A 19,649-nucleotide genomic window follows, 5' to 3' on the forward strand; every position below is an offset into this window, starting at 1 on the left:
CTGCTTTAGCGGCAAGCCGTTCGAAAAATTTAGGGATTGGGCACAAAAAAAGTGCGCCTGTTTCCGCCACGAAATCCGCTGGCGCGGCTTCTTCCAGCAACTACGCCGAGGCAACGTTTGCGATGGGCGAATTTGCCCTTACGCCATCCGCTGCATGATCGTCAGCAGTTTCTTCGCGTAGTGCGGGTCGGTGGCGTAGCCCGCGCGCTGCATGCCGTGCGCGAAGCTCTCCGCGCTCTTCGAGCCGTTGATCACCGACGCATAGCGCGGGTTTTTCTTGAGCACCGTCGCGTAGTCGGTCATCGCATCCTCGTACGAGTCGTAGGCGCGGAACTTCTCCACCACGCGATGCGGCTGGCCGTCCACATACTCGGTCGTGACCGTCGAGACGGTCTTGCCGGTCCAGTCCTTCGTCGCCTTGATGCCGAACACGTTGTGGCTCGTCGAGCCGTCGGCATTCTTGATCTCGCGCTTGCCCCAGCCCGATTCGAGCGCGGCCTGGCCGAGAATGAAGCGCGCCGGGATGCCTGTGGTCGAGCTGGCCTGCTGCGCCGCGTTGGCGAGCTTGTCGACGAAGGCGTCCACCGAGGCTTCGCCGTTGCCCTTGACGGGCGGCGTGAGCGCGCTGTTGCCGCTGTAGCCCGTGCCCTTGCCGAGCGAGCCGTTGGCCGCTGCATTGCCATAGGCGCGACCCAGCGCGTTGAGCATCGCGAGATTGCCCTCGTTCGCGTCCGAGCCCGAGAGGCCGGAGATCGCACCCGCCACGCCGCCTGCACCACCTGCGCCGCCTGCGCCATTCGCGCCGTCGGCGCCGCCCATGCTGCGCATGAGCTGCTTGATCATCGCGTTCGCCACGCCGATGCCCTTGTTCGACATCTGCTGCGAAAGCTGCTGGTCGAGCATCGAGGTGAACTGCTTGCTGTCGCTGGAATCGAGCGGGCTGTCGTCGGGCGTCGCGTCGCGCATGCTCTTGAGCATCATCTGCGTGAAGACCGCGTCGAACTGCTTCGCGGCCATCTTCACGCCCTGCTGGGGCGAGGCGTTCGCGGCCGCGCGCATCGCGTCGAAACCCTGGACGTCGAGCGCGAAGCGGTTGGTGATGTCGAGACTGCCGCCGACGTTGTTCGTCTTATCCAAGTTACACCTCTTAGATGATCTCGAGGTCGGCGCGCAGTGCGCCCGCCGCCTTCATCGCCTGCAGGATCGACATGAGGTCCGCCGGTGTCGCGCCGAGCGCGTTGAGCGCCTTCACGACCTCGGCGAGATTGGCGCCCGCCGTCACGAGCTTGAGCGATCCGTTGTCCTGCTTCAACTGGATCTGCGACTGGCGCGTCGCCACCGTTTGTCCATTCGAGAACGCGCCGGGCTGGCTCACCGCCGTCTGCGTGTTCACGACGACCGAGAGATTGCCGTGCGCGACCGCGCAGCTCTCGAGCGTCACCATCTGGTTCATCACGATCGAGCCGGTGCGCGCGTTGAGGATCACCTTGGCGGCGGGCTGCGCCGGCGTCACGTTGAGATCCTGGACCTGCGCGATGAAGCCCACCTGAGCCGAAGGGTCGCCGGGGCCGTGCACCTGGATCGTGCGGCCGTCGAGCGGCATGGCCACACCTTCGCCGAACATGTTGTTGATCGCCGAGACGATGCGCTGCGTCGTGTCGTAATCCATGTCGTTGACGGTCATCGTGAGGAGGCCGCCTTGCTGCGAGACCGGCGAAACCACGGCGCGCTCGACGATCGCGCCGCCCGCGATGCGGCCCGCCGCGAGCTGGTTCACCTGCACCCTGCTGCCGTTGGCCGAGGCGCCCGCGCCGCCCACGGCCACGTTGCCCTGGGCGAGCGCATAGACCTGGCCGTCGGCGCCCTTGAGCGGCGTAAGGAGCAGTGTGCCGCCACGAATGCTCTTCGCGTTGGCAAGCGAGGAAACCGTCACGTCGATCTGCTCGCCGGGCCGCACGAACGGCGGCAGCGTGGCGGTCACCATCACCGCGGCGACGTTCTTCAACTGCATGTTGTTGAGTGTCGACGACGAACCCGTCGAGCTCGACGTGTTGTTGATCGAGATGCCGAGGTTCGCGAGCATGTTCGCGAGCGTCTGCGTCGTGAACGGCGCCTGGGTGGTCTGGTCGCCCGTGCCGTCCAGCCCCACCACGAGGCCGTAGCCGATGAGCGGGTTGTCGCGCACGCCCTGGAAGGTCGCGAGATCCTTCACGCGCTCGGCGCGCGCCGGCGTCGCGAAAGCAACGAGTGCGCCGCCGGCCAGCACGAAGCCCAACACCACGCCGATGGCGGCCAGCGCGTCTTTCAGGCGCGAGCGGCGCGAACCATGAAAACGGATCTTCACCATGGCGCGAGATTCAGGAAGAAGCGTTGCAGCCAGCCCATCGTCTCGGCTTCGTCGATCACGCCCTTCGCGGAGTATTCGATCTTCGCGTCGGCGACCTCGGTGGAAAGCACGGAGTTGTCTCCGGCAACGGTGTTCGGATTGACGACGCCTGAGAAGCGCACGAATTCATTGCCCTGGTTGATGAGCATCTGCTTCTCGCCGGACACGACGAGATTGCCGTTGGGCAGCACGTTCGTGACGGTCACGGTGATGACGCCCGTGAACGTGTTCGAGGCGTTGGCGCCGCCCGTGGCGTCGAACTGGTTCGCGCCCGTCGTATTCAGGTTCGCCCGGTTGAAGAAGCCCGGAAGGAAGTTCGCGGTCCCCGCGACGCTCGTGCTGCTGCCGCGCTTGGTGTTCGCGCCCGATGACTTGGTCGCGTTGATGTTTTCGGAGATGACGATCGTGAGGATGTCGCCGATATTGCGCGGACGCTGGTCCTCGAAGAGCGGCCGTCCCGCGTAGCCGGGGTTGTAGATCGCACCCGGCGAGGTGTTGACGGGCGGCTGCGGCGGCACGGCCGTCATGGGCTGCTGGGTGATCGGCTGCCGGTTGGGGAGGTAGGCGCAGCCCGCCAGCAACGCGAGCGCCACGCCCGCCACGAGCGCGCGGCACTCGGCCGTGCGCGGCGCGCGGGTGCGAGGATGGTTTCGAACGGACTGCGACATAGTACTCACCGACTTGTTTAACCAGGGATCCGACCTCAGACCTGCATCTGGCTGAGGGTTTGCAGCATCTGGTCGGATGTGGTGACCGCCTTGCTGTTGATTTCGTAGGCGCGCTGCGTCTGGATCATGTTCACGAGTTCCTGCACCACGTTCACATTCGACGATTCCACATAGCCCTGGCTGAGCGTGCCCGAGGCGTTCTGACCCGGCGTGGAGATCGTGGGCGCGCCCGACGAAGCCGTTTCCGAAAGCAGGTTCTGGCCGTTCGACTGCAGGCCGGCCGGATTGATGAACATGGCGAGCTGCAGCGAACCGATGGTCGTGTTGTTGGCCGAGCCCGGCGTCGTGACCGTGACCACGCCGTCGCTCGCGATGGTGAGCGAAGTGGCGTTGGCCGGCACCGTGATCGCCGGGATCACCTGGTAGCCGCTCGCGGTCACGAGCTGGCCCTGCGCGTTGGTCTGGAACGAACCGTCGCGCGTGTAGGCCGTCGTGCCATCGGGCATCTGCACCTGGAAGAAGCCCGCGCCGTTGATCGCCACGTCCTTCGAGTTGCCCGTTTGCTGCAGATTGCCTTGCGTGAAGATGCGCTCGGTCGCGATCTGCTGCACGCCGGTGCCGACCTGGCTGCCCGAGGGCAGTTCGGTTTCCTGGGTCGAGTTCGCACCCGGCTGGCGCAGCGTCTGGTACATGAGATCCTCGAACACCGCGCGCGAGCCCTTGAAGCCATTGGTGCTCACGTTCGCGAGGTTGTTCGAGATCACGTCCATTTGCGCCTGCTGGGCGTTCATGCCGGTAGCGGCGATGTAGAGCGATCGGTTCACGGTGTCTTTCTCCCGGCCCGTGGTCTGCGATTTTTATCTGCGAGACCGGCGGCCTTGAATGTGCTTAGCTGAAGTTGAGCAGCTGGTTCGCGCTCTGTTCGTTCTGGTCTGCGTTCTGCAGCAGCTTGGTTTGCATCTGGAACTGGCGCGCGTTGGTGATCATCGAGACCATCGCCGCCACGGGGTTCACGTTGCTGCCCTCGAGCGATTCGGTCGCGACCTGCACGGTCCGGTCCGCGTCGGCGGGATTGCCGTCCGCCGTGCGAAAGAGGCCGTCGTCGCCGCGCGTGAGCGAGCCCGCCGGCGGATTGACGAACTTGATCTGGTCGATCATCGCGACCGCGCTGGGCGGGCTGCCCGGCGCGACGACCGAAATCGTGCCGTCCTTGCCGATCGTGACCGCCGAACCGGGCGGCACCGCGATCGGGCCGCCGCCGCCGATCACCTGCAGGTTGGAGGCGGTGACGAGCTGGCCGTTTTCATCGACGTGCAGGTTGCCCGCACGCGTGTACGCCTCGTTGCCGTCGGCCGTCTGCACCGCCATGAAGCCCGCGCCCTGGATCGCGATGTCGAGCGGGTTGCCGGTGCGCGAGATCGCCCCGGGCGTCATGTCCGACCCAGGCGTTGCCGAGAGCACGAAGGTGCGCGTGGTCTGGTCGTTCACCGTCGAGCCGTCGCCGAACGCCATCGGCACGGCGCGAAAGTTGGCGAGCTGCGCGCGAAAGCCCGTAGTCGAGACGTTCGCGAGGTTGTTCGCGACGACGGCCTGCTGCTCGAGCGCCTGGGTCGCGCCCGTCATCGCGGTATAGATCAGTCGGTCCATGATGTGCCCGGTACGTGGTTAGGCGCGTTACATCTGCAGCAGCGTCTGGTCGACGGTCTGCTGGGTCTTGATGGTCTGCGCGTTCGCCTGGTAGTTGCGCTGGGCCGTGATCAGGTCGACGAGCTGGTTGGTCAGGTCGACGTTCGACGCTTCGAGCGCGCCGCCCGTGAGCGTGCCGTGGTTCGTGCTGCCCGGCGTGGAGACCTGCGCGACGCCCGAGGCGTTCGTTTCCTGGTACTGGTTGCCGCCGAGATCGATGAGGCCGTTCGGGTTGTTGAAGTTGGCGAGCACGATCTGGCCGAGCGCCATGGTTTGGCCGTTCGAGTAGTTGCCGGTGATGGTGCCGTCCGAGCCGATCGAAAAGTTCGCGAGCGTGCCGCTCGCGTAGCCGTCCTGCGCGAGACTGTTCACGCCGTTGGCCGAGCCGTACTGCGTCGTGCCCGTGAAGTCGAGCGTCAGCGCCTGCGGCGTCGTGGAGCCGTCCGTCGGGTTGATGCTGAACGAGAACGACGTGGTCCCGTTGGTCGTCGCCGGGGCCGTGGCCGTGATGCTCTGAAGCGCGCCGGCGCTGCTGAACTGCGCCGTGCCGAGCTTCGAAACCGCACCGCTCTGGCCCGCGTACACGTCCCACTGGCCGCTCGTCGCGTCCTTGACGAAGTACATGTTGACCTGCTGCGTGCCGCCTAGCGTGTCGTAGGTCGTGATCGACGTCGAATACGTGTAGCTCGTCGAATCCGTCGCGCTGAACGGCGTGGTGGTCGGCGTCGTCGCCTGGGCGTTCAGGTTCAGCTGCGCGGTGATGTTCTTCGTCGCGAGCGGCGCGATGTTGGTGGTCGGCACCTGGAGCGGCACGGTCTGCGCCGTATTGACCACGCCGGTGGAATTCGCGGCGTAGCCCATCAGGTCGTGGCCCGCCGCATCGGTGATAAAGCCGTTCTTGTTGAGCTGGAACACGCCGTTGCGCGAGTACGTGATCGTGCCGTTGTTCGACATCTGGAAGAAGCCGTTGCCGTTGATCGCCACATTGAGCGCCTGGCCCGTCGTGTTGATCGTGCCTTGCGCGAAGTCCTGCTGCACGGTCGAGAGCGCGGCGCCGAGGCCGATCTGGTTGCCCACGGACGTCGCGATGGTGTTCGCGTAGACGTCGGCGAACTGCGCCGTGCTCTGCTTGAAGCCGGTCGTGTTCGCGTTCGCGATGTTGTTGCCGATCACGTCGAGGTCGTTCGCCGACGCGTGGAGGCCGCTCAATCCTTGCTGGTAGCCCATGTTTGTCTACTCCGCGTTTATCGTGTTCAGAGAATGGCGGCGACGCTCGAAAGCGCGACCGTCTTGCCGTTGGCGAGCTTCAGGCCCGCGCTGCCGTCCGACTGCTGGACCACGCCCTGCACCTGGCTGGCGACGAGCGCCGTCGCCGTGGCGGACTGGCCGTTGGTCGTCGCGGTGGCGGTGACCTTGTAGGTGCCGTCGGCAACCGTGTTGCCCGCGCTGTCCTTGCCGTTCCACGTGACCGGCACGGTGCCGGCCGACTGCGCGCCGAGATCGAACGTGTTGACGACCTGGCCTGCCGCGTTGGTGATCGTGAGCTTCACATCCGAAACGGCCGAAGGCAGCGTGACGCCTAGTTGCGGCGCCGTGCCGCTCGACACCGTGGCGCTGCTGCCCGCCGCGAGCACGTTCGAGCCGATCAGCAGCGCGGCCTGCGCGTTCTGGCCCGCCGACAGCTGCGTGGAGAGCGACGTGAGCGACGTGTTGAGCTGCTGGATCCCCGAAACCGTGTTGATCTGGGCGAGCTGCGAGGTCATCTGCGAGCTGTCCATCGGGTTGGTCGGATCCTGGTTCTGCAGCTGCGCGACGAGCAGCTGCAGGAACGTGGTCTGCAGGTTGCTGGCGCTCGTCGACGAGGACGAACCCGACGAACCCGCCGAGCTCGCCGAGCTCGTGCCGTTCATGGTGTCGAGCAGTTGCTGCGACACAGTGGTGGTGGTCCCACCGATGGTTGTGCTGCTGGAACTCAACGCGTTCTCCTCGATTGCGCTTCGTGCGTGGCGTGTGGTGGCGGGCGGCACAGGGTTTCGCGCCCGCTGGTCTCTGTATTGACTGCGTTCTATGAATTTGCTGCGCAGTGCTTGCGGCGACTCGACTGCCGGCTCAGGTGCCGATCGTCAGCGTCTTGAGCATCAGCTGCTTCGCCGTGTTCAGCGTTTCGACGTTGGCCTGGTACGAGCGCGACGCCGAGATCATGTTCACCATCTCCTGCACCGGATCGACGTTGGGCATCGTCACGTAGCCGTCGGCGTTGGCGGAAGGATTGGCGGGATCGTAGGTCTCTTTCATCGGCGTGGGGTCGTCGACCACGCCCGTCACCCTCACGCCGCCCACCTGCTGGCCCGAGGCCGTGCGCGCGCCGCCGAGCGGATTCACCGCGAACACGACCTGCTTCGCCTTGTAGGGCTGGCCGTCGGGGCCGGTCGTGCTGTCGGCGTTGGCGAGATTGGACGCCGTCACGTTCAGGCGCTGCGATTCCGCCGTCATGGCGGAGCCGGCAACGCTGAAGATGTTCATCAGGGATGGCATGGTTTCATTGACCTCACATCAAGTGCGCGGGACACGCGCGTTGGTCGCTGCTTGCTTGTTGCTTGCTCGTTGTTCGTGCGTTGGTCAGCGCTCGCTCGATCAGCTCGAGCCCGACGTGATCGCGGACAGCATCGTCTTGATCTGCTGCGAGACCACCGTCATGCCCGACTCGAAGTGCAGCGCGTTGTCGGCAAACTGCACGCGCTCGGTGTCGAGATCGACCGTGTTGCCGTCCAGCGCAGGCTGCACCGGCACGCGATACATGAGCTGGCTCTTGTAGGTGTCGGCCGGGCCGCCCGTCGGGATCAGCTTCGCGTCGCCGGCGAGGTGAGCCGACTCCGTGGTCGCCATCTGCATGCCGCTCGTCACGCCTGCCGGCTGCGCCATCGCGAGCGGCTGGGCGTTGCCGCCCGCCGTGCGCGCCAAAGCCCCCGCCGTGCCGCTCACCGCGCCTTGCTGCCTGAGCGCGCCCGCGAGCGAGGCCGAGAAGTCCACGTCGCGCGCCTGGTAACCGGGCGTGTCGGCGTTCGCGATGTTCGAGGAGATCAATGCCTGGCGCGTGGCGCGCACATCGAGCGCTTCGCGCCCAAAGGCGAATTCGGCATCGAGTTTGTCCAGCATCGGGCGTTCTCCGTGAGAAGAAAGGGGTCTCGGCGTGGGCGCGGCGGCTTCGCCATCGGCGGGAAATCCCGCGCAAACGTTAGGCGCGCAGCCCGAAGGCTTTTGCGCATGGAGTGGAATATTAGGCGCGGGTGGCAAGAACCAATCGGACGAATAGCCGGTAAAGCGCCCCTCTATTCGAAGCAAGCGAGCGGGGGCCGCCGCCTAGAATGCGAGGCGTGTCAATGCATTCGATGGAGAACGACGATGCCGCAAACAGCCTCATTCCGCGAGCCGCGCGCCGGCCTGGAACGGCGTGCGCGCGCGCTGTCGTGGGCTGTTTCACGGGCCGCTTCGTGGACCTGCGTGATGGCGTGCGCCCTTGGCGGCGCGCTCGCCCAGGCGCAAACCGCGGCGCAGACACAAGTACCGACCCAGGCACAGGCACAAACGCAGGCACAAACCCAGCCCCAGGGCGCGGGCGGCCAGATCTTCATTGCAGGCAACGGCGAGCGCGCCGGCGCCGACGCCGCGCAGATGAACGCGCTGCTCGCCGCTCCCGCGAAGCCCGCGGCGCGCAGCGCCGGCGCCGGCGTCGGCGCGGCGGCGAATGCTGCAGCCAGTGGGTCCGCGAATGCCGCAAATGGCTCCGCGCCGCTACGCGCGTCGAGCTACGCCGATCTGAACACGCGCGGCGTGCCCGAAGATGCGCGCGCAGGCGTCGACGCGAATGGCATGATCACGATCCCGGGTCCTGGCGAGCGCGCGTCGCAAGGCGATGCGCCGCGCATCGTCACGATTCCCGCGCCGGGGACGAGCGCTCAACCCATGCGCGTGCCGGCCGCCAATGCGTACAACGCGGGCGCGCTCCAGCGCGTGAATGTCGCGGCCGCCGCGAACCGCGTCGCCCCGGTGGTCGTCGATGCAGCGGCAACGAACCCGGCCGCCGGAGCGAGGCCGGTTGCGAACGCCAACGCCAATACAAATGCGAACGCCAACGCCAACGTCAATGGAAGCGCGAACGCCCAGGCCGCGCCGCCCGGCCAGCAGGACGGCGAATCGGTCCGCGCGGCCGTGCTCGCCTATCTTCAGCAACAGTCGGCGGGCCTGCCGGGCCATGTGAGCATCACCGTCAATCCGGTTTTCCCGCGCGGCCTCGCGGCCTGCGCCTCGCTCGAGCCGTTCATGCCGCCTGGCGCGCGCACCTTCGGCCGCACGACGGTGGGCGTGCGCTGCATCGGCGCCAGGCCGTGGACGCTCTACGTAGGCGCGCGCATTGCCATCGAGGTGACGTACTACGTGGCCTCCCGGCAGATCGGCGCGGGCGAGGTGCTCTCCGCCGCCGACTTCACGCCGCGTTCGGGCGACCTCGCGAGCCTGCCGCAAACCATCATCACCGATCCCAACCAGGCGCGCGGCGCCGTCGCGCTCGCGCGCATCTCCGCCGGACTGCCGCTGCGCTCCGATATGCTGCGCAGTGCGGCCTCGGTGATCATCGGACAGACCGTCAAGGTGATCGCCGTGGGCACCAACTTCACGATCTCCGCCGAAGGCAGCGCGCTCAATAACGGCGAGCCCGGCCAGCAGGTGCGCGTGCGCACGAGCGGGGGACAGGTCATCACGGGCGTGGTCAAGGACGCCGGCACCGTGCAGGTGCAGATCTAGGGCCGGTTCAGGCCGGTTTTCAGCGGCCTCTCCGGGCGGCAAGAGCCCCCTCGCCCCCAGGCCTGGCGCTCGCGCGGCGGTACGCCGCTGTGTGCGCAGGCACACGTAACAGCATGTAACGTTGGGACTTTCACGCTAAAGTTCGGCCGGGCCTATGCCGTTATCAAGGTCAAATCGATCAGGAAAGCCCATCGTGAAAGTTGACACTTCCACCCGCAATGAGCCGCGCGCCGTGCAGGATGGCCTCGCGCGTTCGCAAAGCGATTCGACCGGCGCCGTGAGCGCCACGAACACCGGCAATGCCGCCACGTCCAGCGGCGCGAGCGCCGCCGGCACTTCCGGCGCCTCTCAAGGAGACGCGAACGTGAGCCTCTCCTCTCTCTCGTCGACGCTGCGTTCGCTCGCGGCGAGCGGTGCCGCCGACATCGACATGGCCCACGTTCAGTCGATCAAGGATGCGATCCGCAACGGCACGCTGCAGATCGACTCCGGCAAGATCGCCGACGGCGTGATCCAGACCGCGCGCGACCTCCTGAAGCCGACGTCGCTCAACTGACGTTCGACGCACGAGCGCTGCACAAACACTGTTTTCCGGGTGCCTCGCAATGAAAGATGCCTTGTTGGCCACACTGATCGACGAACACGCCGCCGTTGAAGCGTTCGCGTCGCTGCTCGCCTGCGAAGAGAAGGCGCTCGTGTCGGCAGACGGCATGGACACGCTGCCGCAGATCGTCGAGCAGAAGACGACGCTCACGCAGCGTCTCGCGGGTCTCGAAAAGGCGCGCGACGCGCAACTCGCCGGCCTCGGTCTGCCCGGCGGACGCAAGGGCATCGAGATGGCCTGCGACGGCGACACGCGTCTCGCGAGCCAGTGGGCGCTGCTCAAGGGCGCGACCGAGCGCGCGCGCCGCAGGAACCTCACGATCGGCATGATGATCCGCACGCGCATGGAGCATAACCGCCGCGCGCTCGCGATCCTGCGCGGCGACACGGGCAACGGCGCAATGCTGTACGGTCCCGACGGGCGGCTGCCGGCGTTCGGGCTGTAGGCGCTCGCGCGGTTCGTTTGTCGATGTGAAAAAGCCGAAGCGGCCGTGCTTCGGCTTTTTCGTTTCTGCTGTCGTACGCGCCAACAAAAAAGCCGGTGGCTCGCGCACACCGGCTCTTTCACTGCACTGCACCCCGCGCTGATATGCACGCGTCTCCTACTGGCCTCAATTCTCCGTGCCCGCCCACGACATCTCACGCAGCCGCGTGCGCAAGCGCGCCACCGCCTGGCTGTGCAGCTGGCAAACGCGCGACTCGCTCACCTCCATCACCGCGCCGATCTCGCGCAGGTTCATGCCGCGCTCGTAGTAGAGCGACATGAGAAGCTTCTCGCGCTCGGGCAGCCGGTCGATCGCCTCGACGAGCGCGCCGCGCAGGCTGTCGTCGAGCAGCGCCGAAAGCGGGTCCGAATGATCGACGCAGTAGCGGTCGAGGAACGGCTCGTCTTCGGCGGAGCGGTCGAAGTCTTCGTAGTAAATGAGCTGGCTGCCGTGCAGATCCTGCAGCATCGACTGGTACTCGTCGAGCGGCATCTGCAGGTGCTCGGCGATCTCGGTTTCGCTCGCCGAGCGGCCAAGCCGCTGCTCCACCTTGTGCACCGCGCTCTCCACTTCACGCGACGTGCGGCGCAGGCTGCGCGGCAGCCAGTCGTTGCTGCGCAGCTCGTCGAGCATCGCGCCGCGAATGCGCTGGCTCGCGTAGGTCTCGAACTGCGCGCCCTGATCTTCCTTGTAGCGGTTCGCCGCGTCGAGCAGGCCGATCATGCCCGCCTGGATCAGGTCGTCGAGGTCCACGCTCGCCGGCATCTTGGCCACGAGCTGCAAGCCGAGCCGTCTTACGAGCGGCGCGTATTTCGCCAGCACGTCGGCCTGCGAAATCTTTCCTTGAGCGTTGTACATCGTGCTCTCCACTTCTCATCTCCCTTGCGGCAACGTCGTGCGCACGTCAGACGTGCCGCGGCGACGGCCGCTGTGCGGGCGCGTCGGCCCGCCAGCCCACGTGGGCCGCGGACGCGGATGTCGCGTCGGGTGCGGAATGCACACCCGTCACGGCCGCCGCGAACGAATCGGCGTTCGCGGCGAGCGTGCTGTGTGCGGTGTGTCCTGCGTTTGCCTCGGCTGCCGCGTGCGGCGCGCCGTCCAGATCCCCGGCGTCATGCAGCGCATGCGCCGCGAGGGCTTGCAGTCTTGCTCCGTCCCGCGGGTCGACGAGCGTTTCGCCCACCGCTTCGCCCACCGTTTCGCGGTCGTACCAGCGACGCGCGTCCGCGCTCGCGAACGCGGCGTTGGCGCGCGCCGTAGCCGGCGAACATGCCGACACGGCAGGTCGCATCGGCCAGTGCGGCAGCTCGGAAGCCACGTGCCGGAAGTCGCGCGCAGCGGCCGTCGAAGGAAACGCATCGACGATGCAGCGCGCGAGCTTGAGCGCCTGCGCCATGTGCTGATCGGCGGCGACGCAGCCGGCGCTCTCGAGCGACACGCTCAGGTAGCGCCCGGCCACGCCCGCGAGATTCTCGATCGCGGCGTGCGCGTCGCTCGCGTTCGCCACGTGGGTCGCGAGCACGCGGAACTGCGCGATCGCATGCGCGAAGTGCAGCCGTTTCATGCACGCGTAGGCGTCGGTGATCGCCTGCGCGCCAATGCGCATCACGATCAGCACGTCGTGCGCGTGCATCGCGAGCGGCGAGAGCGCGCCTTCGGCGTCGAGCTGCGCGTCGATCAGCACGATGTCGGCGGGTCCGGAAATCACCTTGCGCAGCTGCGCGCTCGTGTACTGGGCGCGGTTGTCGCGCGATGCAGCGAGCACGCCGAAGCCGAGCGCGTGACGGCCGACGGCCTCTTCGAGCGTGAGCTCGCCGCGCATCACCGCGGCGAAATTGCCCGCGCCGCGCACGCCGCCCACGATCGAGCACACCGAGCGCGGCCCGAGGCACTCGTCGATCACGAGCACATCCTTGCCCTGCGCGGTGAGCGCCGCCGCGAGATTGACCACGGCGGTCGTGCGCCCGGGCGAGCCCGAGCCGCCCGTCACCGCGACCACGCGCGAGCCTTCGCGCGCCAGCAGACGTCGCAGCCCTTCGGCCTGATCGATCACAAACTTATCCAAACCGTACCTCGGGAGCCTGCGAGCCCGAACGAATCGACAACGCCGAGAGGAGCGCCGGGATGTCGTCCTCGTGCGGCACGAACGGCGAGCGGTCGCGCGGGATGCAAAAGGCGCTGCGAATCAGGAAACGCCGCGTCGCCACGTAAAGGTTCTCGGGCACTTTCTGGCCCGTCGAGACGTAATGCACGGGCAGCTTGTAGCGCAGCACGGTGTCGAGCGCGCTGCCGAGGTTGGTCGCCTCGTCGAGCTTGGTGAGAATGCAGCCCGTGAGCGGCGCGTTTTCCGGGCCGCTCTGGTAGGCCTGCACGACTTCGTTGAGCGTGTCGCCGTGGTTGGTGGCCGAGAGCAGCAAGAGACGCTGCACCGGGCGCCCCGCGCCGCACAGCATGGCGATCTGGTCGGCCACGGCGCGGTCGCGCTGGCTCATGCCGATCGTGTCGATCAGCACGATGTGCTTGTTCTTGAGTTCGGTGAGCGCGAGCTGGAGGTCCGCGCCGTCGCGCACGGCGTGCACCGAAACGCCGAGGATCTTGCCGAAGATGCGCAGCTGCTCGTGGCCGCCGATACGGTAGCTGTCGGTGGTGAGCAGCGCGACCTTGCTCGCGCCGAAGCGCATCACGCAGCGCGCGGCGAGCTTCGCAGTGGTCGTGGTCTTGCCGACGCCCGTCGGGCCCATCAGCGCGAACACGCCGCCGCGCTCCATGAGCGCTTCTTCGTTTTCGAGCACGGGCAGGTTCGATTCGAGCACCGACTGGAGCCACTCCATGCCGGCCTCTTCGCTCTCCACGTCGGGCAGGCGGTCGATCACCATCTTCACGAGCTGCGCCGAGAAGCCGGCGGCGAAAAGCTGCTTGGTGAGTGCGCCCTGCACGGGGTTGCGACGCTGGCGCTCGCCCCACATCAGACCGGCGAACTGCTCTTCCATCATGCCGCGCATCGAGGCGAGCTCGTTCATCACGGTTTCGTTGACGACCTGCTCGATGCGCGCGCGGATCGCTTCGCTCACGTTTTGCGCCACATTCGCGCCGCCTTCGGCCGCGCCCTGCGTCGTGCGGTTGCCGGGCGTGGGCGCCGGGCCGGCGGCGTCCGGGCTGTGGCCCAGGCGCTGCGCGGCGCGGCGCGCGGCGACATGCGCAGCTTCGAGCGCCCAGTCGGGCGTGGTCGCGTCGACGTCGGGCGGCAACACAGGATCGGCGATATTGCCGAGGCCCCTCGCGGCCGCTGACGCGGGCGTCATGCCCGGGTCGCGCACACCGTTCTGCTGATTCGCAATGCGGCGAGCGTGGTCGATCAGCCAGGGATTGGATTCGGCCATCGTGCGCGGGGCGTCGCTCGTGTACTGGGAAGCGGCCTCTTCGAGCCGCGACGCGGCTTCGCGCGCGAAGGCCGGCCCAGCGGAGGCGGCGGGGTTGGCCACCAGGTCCGCGAGCGGCGCGAAGGCCGGCTTGGCGAGCTGCTCGGTCGCGGCCTGCAGCGCCTTTTGCAGCGGCGTGTGCTGATTCGGCATGCCCGCCTGCGTCTGCGGCAGCGGCGATTGCGCCGCCTGCGGGGCCGCCCCGGCGCGCGAGCCGGCGGAGCCGGACGAAAGCGCGGAACCGGCCTGGGCATCCTGGCCGAGCGAGACCGCGGCGTCGTTGGCGTGGTCGCCTTGTGCGTTGGCGTCGTCGGCGAGCGTGTCGTCGTCTTCGGCGCCCACTTGCGGGCTCGCGCCGAACACCGACGAGAACACGTCCGGCATGCCGCTGGCGTAGGGGTTCGCACCGGCGCCCGCGATCGCAGCGGGTGCCGCAAGCGCTGCGGGCGCCGAGCCGGGCGCAGCGCGAGGCGTGCGAGCCATTTGCGTCATCGCGGCGGACGCCTGCGCGAACGGGGCGCCCGAGCCGCCCTGGCCTTGCACCGCAGCGCCATCGGCCGGCGCGATCGCCGCGAGGTCGCGATCCGCGAGCGCGACGATCTCGACGCTGCCGTCGTCGAGCGTGCGGTTCGACAGAACGACGGCGTCCGCACCCAGCGCTTCGCGTACGAGCCGTAACGCGTCGCGGCTGGTGCCACCGATGAATTTGCGAATGTTCAAGCTGAGCCCCCGATGAGGTGGGCGGCCTATGCCGCCGCCGGTCGTCTTTTGCTGGAATGCCGCGGGATTGCTGCCGGCCGCGCGTCGCACGCAAGGCCTTTTCCGATGTTGGAATTATTTCGAAGGTGGCCCCCCCATGATCGATGGATCAGGGCGGAGAAATGTGGGCAATTCGCGGAATCGGGGGGCGGGGGGGCGCGGTCTTACGGCAAGTCCGTAGAGCGGATTTCGAGGCGGGGCGAAAACGCTGCGCAATGCACGGTAAATGTTGTGGCGGGTCAAAAATCGACGAAAAAAGAGCAAGTGAACGGCGATTTGGTCTGGCTCCAGCCGAACCAATTCGTCGGTTGTGAGCCGTATCTTCTTGCCGAACGCCAGCGTGGCTGTTCAAACACACATCCTGCCCCATACGCAATCTGCGTATAATATTGGCTGCGCCCATGAACGCCATCTTCGTAGAGCTTTCCCTGTTCCGCGACCGCCGGCCCGATTACCTCGATGACGACGAGTACCGGGCGCTCCAGGGCGAGCTACTGGCCGATCCGGCTAAGCGAGATGTCATCAGGCACACGGGCGGCCTGCGCAAACTGCGCTGCAAAGACTCGCGCCGCCAGAAAGGAAAGCGTGGCGGCCTGCGGGTGATCTACTACTACTGGATGGAAGGCGCGCAATTCTGGATGTTTTTCATCTACGGCAAGGACGAGATGGACGATCTCACGCCCCGTGAAGCGAAAGCACTTGGCGCGATGCTCAGTACCGAGGTCGAACAGAGGACCGGCAAATGAAGACAGATCGCCTTTTCGATGCCCTCAAGCAGGGTTTTGATGAACTCGCCGCGGAGCGTGCGGGCAAACTCACGCTGCACAAGGTCACGCTAGACGAACCTGAGCCGATTGACGTCACCGCGGAAGAAATCAAGTCTGTTCGCGAGTCGGTCAACGCGTCGCAGGCCGTCATGGCGAGGCGGCTGCGGGTCAACGTGCGCACCTGGCAAAACTGGGAACAGGGCAAAGCGAAACCCAACGCGCAGGCCGCCGTACTCATCAAGCTGGTCGAGAAGCATCCGGAAACGCTCGAACTCCTCGAAACGCTGTGACTCCTGCAAAGCACGCGCCGCCGACCCAAACGGCGGCGCGTGCTAGTTCGCCCCAATCACATTCACCACCTTCACATTGCGCGTATCCGGCACTTCGGCGTACGAAAGCACCTTGAGCTGCGGCAAGCTGCGGCGCAGGAAGCGCGAGAGCATCGGCCGCAGCGCGTGCTGCACCAGCATCACGGGAGCGAGACCCAGCGCCTGCTGACGCCCCATCGCCTGCTCGGTCTGCGTGAGCAGCGTGTGCGCGAGGCCCGGTTCAAGACCGGGATTCGGGCCCGACGTCAACGTCTGCGACAGCACGCGCTCCAGGTTCGCGTCGAGGCCCATCACCTGCATGTCGGCGTTGCCGGGGAACCACTGCTGCGTGATCGCGCGGCCCAGCGAGATGCGCACCGCCGCCGTGAGATCGTGCGCGTCGGTCAGGCGCGGCGTGTGCTCGGCGAGCGATTCCATGATGCTGCGCATATCGCGAATCGGCACGCCTTCTTCCAGCAGGTTCTGCAGCACCTTCTGCAGCGTCGTGACCGGCAGCACCTTCGGCACGAGATCGTCCACGAGCGAAGGCGTGTCCTTCTGCACCCGCTCGAGTAGCGCCTGCACCTCGCGCCGCCCGAGCAGCTCGGCCGCGTGCATCACGACGAGGTGGTTCAGGTGAGTCGCCACGACCGTGCTCGAATCGACCACCGTGTAGCCGAACACCTGCGCCTGCTCGCGCACGTTCGAATCGATCCACACGGCGGGCAGCCCGAACGCCGGGTCGGTGGTCGGCGTGCCCGGCAGCACCGCGCTCACCTGCCCCGGATTGATCGCGAGCCACTGGCCCGGATAGGCTTCGCCCGTGCCCACCTCCACGCCCTTCAGCGCGATGCGGTACGCGTTTGGACGCAGCTCGAGGTTGTCGCGAATATGGATGACGGGCGGCAGGAAGCCGATTTCCTGCGCGAACTTCTTGCGGATGCTCTTGATGCGCTTGAGCAGCTCGCCGTCGGTGTTCTTGTCGACGAGCGGGATGATGCGGTAGCCCACTTCGAGGCCGAGCGTGTCGATGAGCGCGACGTCGTCCCACGTCGCCTCGGCGTTTTCGACCGGCGCGAGCGCGGCCGGCGCGGCGTCGGCAATCACGGCGCTCGCATTCTTCGCTTCGGCGTTCTTCTTCATCACGCGGCCGAGCTGGATCGCGCCGGCGCCCAGCAGCAAGAAGGCGAAGTGCGGCATGCCCGGAATCAGGCCCATGATGCCGATGATCGTGCCCGTGATCATCAGCACGCGCGGGTTGGTGAAGAGCTGCCCGGTGAGCTGCGTGCCGATGTCCTCGTTGGTCGCCACGCGCGAGACGATCACGCCCGCCGCGGTCGAAATGACGAGCGACGGAATCTGCGCGACGAGGCCGTCACCGATGGTGAGCAGCGTGTACGTCTCGCCCGCCGCGCCGATCGGCATGCCGTGCTGCACGACGCCCACGATCAGGCCGCCCACGATGTTGATCACCATGATGAGCAGGCCGGCAATGGCGTCGCCGCGCACGAACTTGCTCGCACCGTCCATCGAGCCGTAGAACTCGGCTTCCTGGGCGATCTCGCTGCGGCGCTTTCTCGCCGCTTCCTCGTTGATGAGGCCGGCGTTGAGGTCGGCGTCGATCGCCATCTGCTTGCCGGGCATCGCGTCGAGCGTGAAGCGCGCGGCCACTTCGGCGATGCGGCCCGCGCCCTTCGTGATCACCATGAAGTTGATGACCATGAGGATCACGAACACCACGATACCCACGGCGAAGTTGCCGCCCACGAGGAAGTGGCCGAACGACTCGATCACCTTGCCGGCCGCGTCGGGGCCAGTGTGGCCTTCAAGCAGCACGACGCGCGTGGAGGCGACGTTCAGCGAAAGGCGCAGCAGCGTGGAGAACAGCAGCACGCTCGGGAAGGCCGCGAAGTCGAGCGGCTTCATGGTGTACATGCTGACGAGCAGCACCATCACCGAAAGCGCGATGTTGAACGTGAACAGCAGATCCAGCAGGAACGGCGGCAACGGCAGGATCATCATGCCGAGGATCATGCAGATCAGGATCGGTCCCGCCAGCGCGCGCAGATTCGTGCCTTGCAGCATCTCCGGGCGCCGCGCGAGAAAACCGGTGCGGGCGTTCATTCTGTTGCTCCTTCAGTGCCTGCGCGCCTGGTGCCCGGGTTGGCGGCTCCATCGGCGCGGCCGGCGGTGTTCGATGCGTTGCCTGCGTTCGCGGCGTCTGCGGCGTTCGCGGCGTTCGTGCGGTTGGCCGCCTGAGCGGATGACTGCGCAGCTGCCTGCGCGGATGACTGAGCGGATGACTGCCCGGCGGCAGCGCGCTCCTCGGGCGTGAGGGCGTCGTCGGCTTCCTCGGCGGCGGCGTCATCGCTCATTGCGCCCTTGTCCATCTCGGGCGGCACTTCGAGGTCGGTCGGCGCCATCGGCACGTCGCCGCCATGCTCGCGGAAGCGTTTGAGCTGATAGACCCACGCGAGCACCTGCGCGACCGCGCCGTAGAGCGGCCCGGGAATTTCGCGGTTGAGGTCGACGTTGTAATAGAGCGCGCGAGCGAGCGGCGGCGCTTCGAGCAGCGGCACGTTGTGTTCGGCGGCGATCTCGCGGATGCGCGCGGCGACGAGGTTCACCCCCTTCGCCACCACCTTGGGCGCGCGCATCTCGCCATCGGCGTACTTGAGCGCGACGGCGAAGTGCGTCGGGTTCGTCACGACCACGTCGGCCTTGGGCACCTGGGTCATCATGCGGCGGCGCGCGACGGCGCGCTGCTGCTGACGAATGCGTCCCTTCACGTGCGGATCGCCTTCGTTTTCGCGGTGCTCGCGCTTGACCTCTTCCTTCGTCATGCGCAGCTTGCGGTAGTACGACCAGAGCTGGTACGGCACATCGAGCGCGGCCACCACGAACATGCCCGCTACCGTCATACCGCAGCACACCGCGACCAGATGCGTGGCGTCGGCGAAGGCGCGCGGTGCGGGCTGCATGCCGAGCCCGAGGATCTCGTCGCGCCGGCTCCACAGCGCCCAGCCGCCGATCACGCCCACCACGAGCGTCTTCGCGAGCGACATGCCGAGCTGGATCGGCCCGTTCACGGAGAAGATCCGCCCGAGCCCCGACATGGGATTGAGGCGGCCGAAGTTCGGCTCGAGCGACTTCGTGGAGATGAGCCAGCCGCCAAGCGCCATGGGCGCGAGGAGCGCGGCGAGCCCGGTGAGCGCGAGCACCGGCAGGAGGGCCATCAAACCCTCGCGCGCGGCCACGCCGGCGCCGATGAGCATGCGGCGCGTTTCGAACGCGCTCGCATGATTGAACGTGAACGCGCCGCGCATCATGGCCTGCATGTGCTCGCCGATCGTGCCGGAGAGCATCCATACGCCATAGAAGCCCGCCGAGAGCAGCGCGAATGTCGCCAGCTCCCGGGAACGCGGAACCTGCCCCTCCTCCCGCGCCTTTTCGAGGCGCTTGGGAGTGGCGGATTCGGTTTTCTCGAGGTCGCTGTCCTCAGCCACGCATGCTCCGGTCGCGGGCGCGCGCCGCTCGTCGCGGCTGCGCGGCTGGCGCGCGCCCTTTTTCAGTGACAGCGATTATTGCCGCCGCAGGCAAGCACCGATCGACGGAGTAAGGCGGGGAAACCAGGGTATTTCGGGCGATGGAAACGGGGCGCCATCAGTTGCGGGCGCTGACGCGCGGCGCGCCGGGACGTCCTTCGGCGTTGGCGAGGGGGCGAAAGCGCCCGCTCCTACGGGCATGGCCGACGCGGCGCGATGCATC

18 protein-coding genes and 1 pseudogene are annotated in these 19,649 nt (G+C 67.1%); 5 read left to right on the forward strand and 14 right to left on the reverse strand.

Going from position 1 to position 19,649, the window contains the following annotated elements:
• Positions 1 to 138: 138 nt before the first annotated feature.
• The 9 genes from flgJ to BMI01S_RS18970 form a co-directional block, all read right to left on the reverse strand.
• A complete protein-coding gene (gene flgJ / locus BMI01S_RS18930; protein ID WP_028212036.1) occupies positions 139 to 1,137 on the reverse strand; it encodes a flagellar assembly peptidoglycan hydrolase FlgJ in 999 nt (332 codons plus the stop codon).
• Positions 1,138 to 1,147: 10 nt separating this feature from the next.
• Entirely contained in the window at positions 1,148 to 2,347 is a 1,200-nt protein-coding gene (locus BMI01S_RS18935; protein ID WP_028231364.1) for a flagellar basal body P-ring protein FlgI, read from the reverse strand.
• Complete coding sequence (locus BMI01S_RS18940) at positions 2,341 to 3,054, reverse strand: flagellar basal body L-ring protein FlgH (protein ID WP_028212034.1); 714 nt, start codon at positions 3,052 to 3,054, stop codon at positions 2,341 to 2,343. The genes BMI01S_RS18935 and BMI01S_RS18940 overlap by 7 nt, the downstream gene beginning before the upstream one ends.
• Before the next feature lie 35 nt (positions 3,055 to 3,089).
• Positions 3,090 to 3,878, reverse strand: coding sequence for a flagellar basal-body rod protein FlgG (gene flgG, locus BMI01S_RS18945; RefSeq protein ID WP_028231363.1), 789 nt, complete (start codon positions 3,876 to 3,878; stop codon positions 3,090 to 3,092).
• A 64-nt stretch (positions 3,879 to 3,942) separates the two neighbouring features.
• Positions 3,943 to 4,701 (reverse strand): flagellar basal-body rod protein FlgF, encoded by a 759-nt coding sequence (gene flgF / locus BMI01S_RS18950; RefSeq protein WP_028212032.1) that lies wholly within the window; start codon positions 4,699 to 4,701, stop codon positions 3,943 to 3,945.
• A gap of 27 nt (positions 4,702 to 4,728) precedes the next feature.
• Entirely contained in the window at positions 4,729 to 5,967 is a 1,239-nt protein-coding gene (gene flgE, locus BMI01S_RS18955; protein WP_028231362.1) for a flagellar hook protein FlgE, read from the reverse strand.
• Between the two features lie 26 nt (positions 5,968 to 5,993).
• Positions 5,994 to 6,650 carry a flagellar hook assembly protein FlgD gene (locus tag BMI01S_RS18960; RefSeq protein ID WP_081716005.1) on the reverse strand — a complete coding sequence of 219 codons (657 nt, stop codon included), beginning with the start codon at positions 6,648 to 6,650 and terminating at the stop codon, positions 5,994 to 5,996.
• A 199-nt stretch (positions 6,651 to 6,849) separates the two neighbouring features.
• On the reverse strand, positions 6,850 to 7,275 hold the full coding sequence (gene flgC, locus BMI01S_RS18965; RefSeq protein ID WP_028212029.1) for a flagellar basal body rod protein FlgC: 426 nt from the start codon (positions 7,273 to 7,275) through the stop codon (positions 6,850 to 6,852).
• A 99-nt stretch (positions 7,276 to 7,374) separates the two neighbouring features.
• Entirely contained in the window at positions 7,375 to 7,896 is a 522-nt protein-coding gene (locus tag BMI01S_RS18970; RefSeq protein WP_028212028.1) for a flagellar basal body protein, read from the reverse strand.
• Between the two features lie 246 nt (positions 7,897 to 8,142).
• Between BMI01S_RS18970 and flgA the strand changes: the two genes are divergently transcribed.
• The 3 genes from flgA to BMI01S_RS18985 all read left to right on the forward strand — a co-directional run bounded on the left by flgA (position 8,143) and on the right by BMI01S_RS18985 (position 10,589).
• Positions 8,143 to 9,540, forward strand: coding sequence for a flagellar basal body P-ring formation chaperone FlgA (gene flgA / locus BMI01S_RS18975; RefSeq protein ID WP_051381438.1), 1,398 nt, complete (start codon positions 8,143 to 8,145; stop codon positions 9,538 to 9,540).
• A gap of 193 nt (positions 9,541 to 9,733) precedes the next feature.
• The gene (gene flgM, locus BMI01S_RS18980) at positions 9,734 to 10,096 is read left to right on the forward strand and encodes a flagellar biosynthesis anti-sigma factor FlgM (protein WP_028231360.1); all 363 of its coding nucleotides are present in this window, start codon (positions 9,734 to 9,736) and stop codon (positions 10,094 to 10,096) included.
• Positions 10,097 to 10,145: 49 nt separating this feature from the next.
• The gene (locus tag BMI01S_RS18985; RefSeq protein WP_028212025.1) at positions 10,146 to 10,589 is read left to right on the forward strand and encodes a flagella synthesis protein FlgN; all 444 of its coding nucleotides are present in this window, start codon (positions 10,146 to 10,148) and stop codon (positions 10,587 to 10,589) included.
• 165 nt (positions 10,590 to 10,754) lie between these two features.
• Here BMI01S_RS18985 and BMI01S_RS18990 read toward each other — a convergent pair whose 3' ends face one another.
• The 3 genes and pseudogenes from BMI01S_RS18990 to flhF form a co-directional block, all read right to left on the reverse strand.
• Positions 10,755 to 11,486 (reverse strand): RNA polymerase sigma factor FliA, encoded by a 732-nt coding sequence (locus BMI01S_RS18990; protein WP_028212024.1) that lies wholly within the window; start codon positions 11,484 to 11,486, stop codon positions 10,755 to 10,757.
• Between the two features lie 424 nt (positions 11,487 to 11,910).
• A pseudogene (locus BMI01S_RS18995) lies at positions 11,911 to 12,693 on the reverse strand (MinD/ParA family ATP-binding protein); the annotation flags it as partial.
• Entirely contained in the window at positions 12,686 to 14,767 is a 2,082-nt protein-coding gene (flhF, locus tag BMI01S_RS19000) for a flagellar biosynthesis protein FlhF (RefSeq protein ID WP_028231359.1), read from the reverse strand. The pseudogene BMI01S_RS18995 and the gene flhF, both read right to left, overlap by 8 nt.
• Before the next feature lie 440 nt (positions 14,768 to 15,207).
• Here flhF and BMI01S_RS19005 point away from each other — a divergent pair, with 440 nt between their 5' ends.
• Complete coding sequence (locus tag BMI01S_RS19005; protein ID WP_028231358.1) at positions 15,208 to 15,552, forward strand: type II toxin-antitoxin system RelE/ParE family toxin; 345 nt, start codon at positions 15,208 to 15,210, stop codon at positions 15,550 to 15,552.
• A complete protein-coding gene (locus tag BMI01S_RS19010; RefSeq protein WP_028231357.1) occupies positions 15,549 to 15,863 on the forward strand; it encodes a helix-turn-helix domain-containing protein in 315 nt (104 codons plus the stop codon). Before BMI01S_RS19005 ends, BMI01S_RS19010 begins: the two co-directional genes overlap by 4 nt.
• 42 nt (positions 15,864 to 15,905) lie before the next feature.
• On the opposite strand, the gene flhA is transcribed toward BMI01S_RS19010, so the two are convergent.
• Both flhA and flhB read right to left on the reverse strand, forming a co-directional pair.
• Positions 15,906 to 18,005: a flagellar biosynthesis protein FlhA gene (flhA, locus tag BMI01S_RS19015; protein WP_028231356.1), complete on the reverse strand. Its 2,100-nt coding sequence runs from the start codon at positions 18,003 to 18,005 to the stop codon at positions 15,906 to 15,908.
• Positions 18,002 to 19,387 (reverse strand): flagellar biosynthesis protein FlhB, encoded by a 1,386-nt coding sequence (flhB, locus tag BMI01S_RS19020; protein WP_081716002.1) that lies wholly within the window; start codon positions 19,385 to 19,387, stop codon positions 18,002 to 18,004. The genes flhA and flhB overlap by 4 nt, the downstream gene beginning before the upstream one ends.
• Positions 19,388 to 19,649: the final 262 nt, after the last annotated feature.

The organism is Paraburkholderia mimosarum LMG 23256 = NBRC 106338, assembly GCF_000739815.1.
Lineage (GTDB): Bacteria > Pseudomonadota > Gammaproteobacteria > Burkholderiales > Burkholderiaceae > Paraburkholderia > Paraburkholderia mimosarum.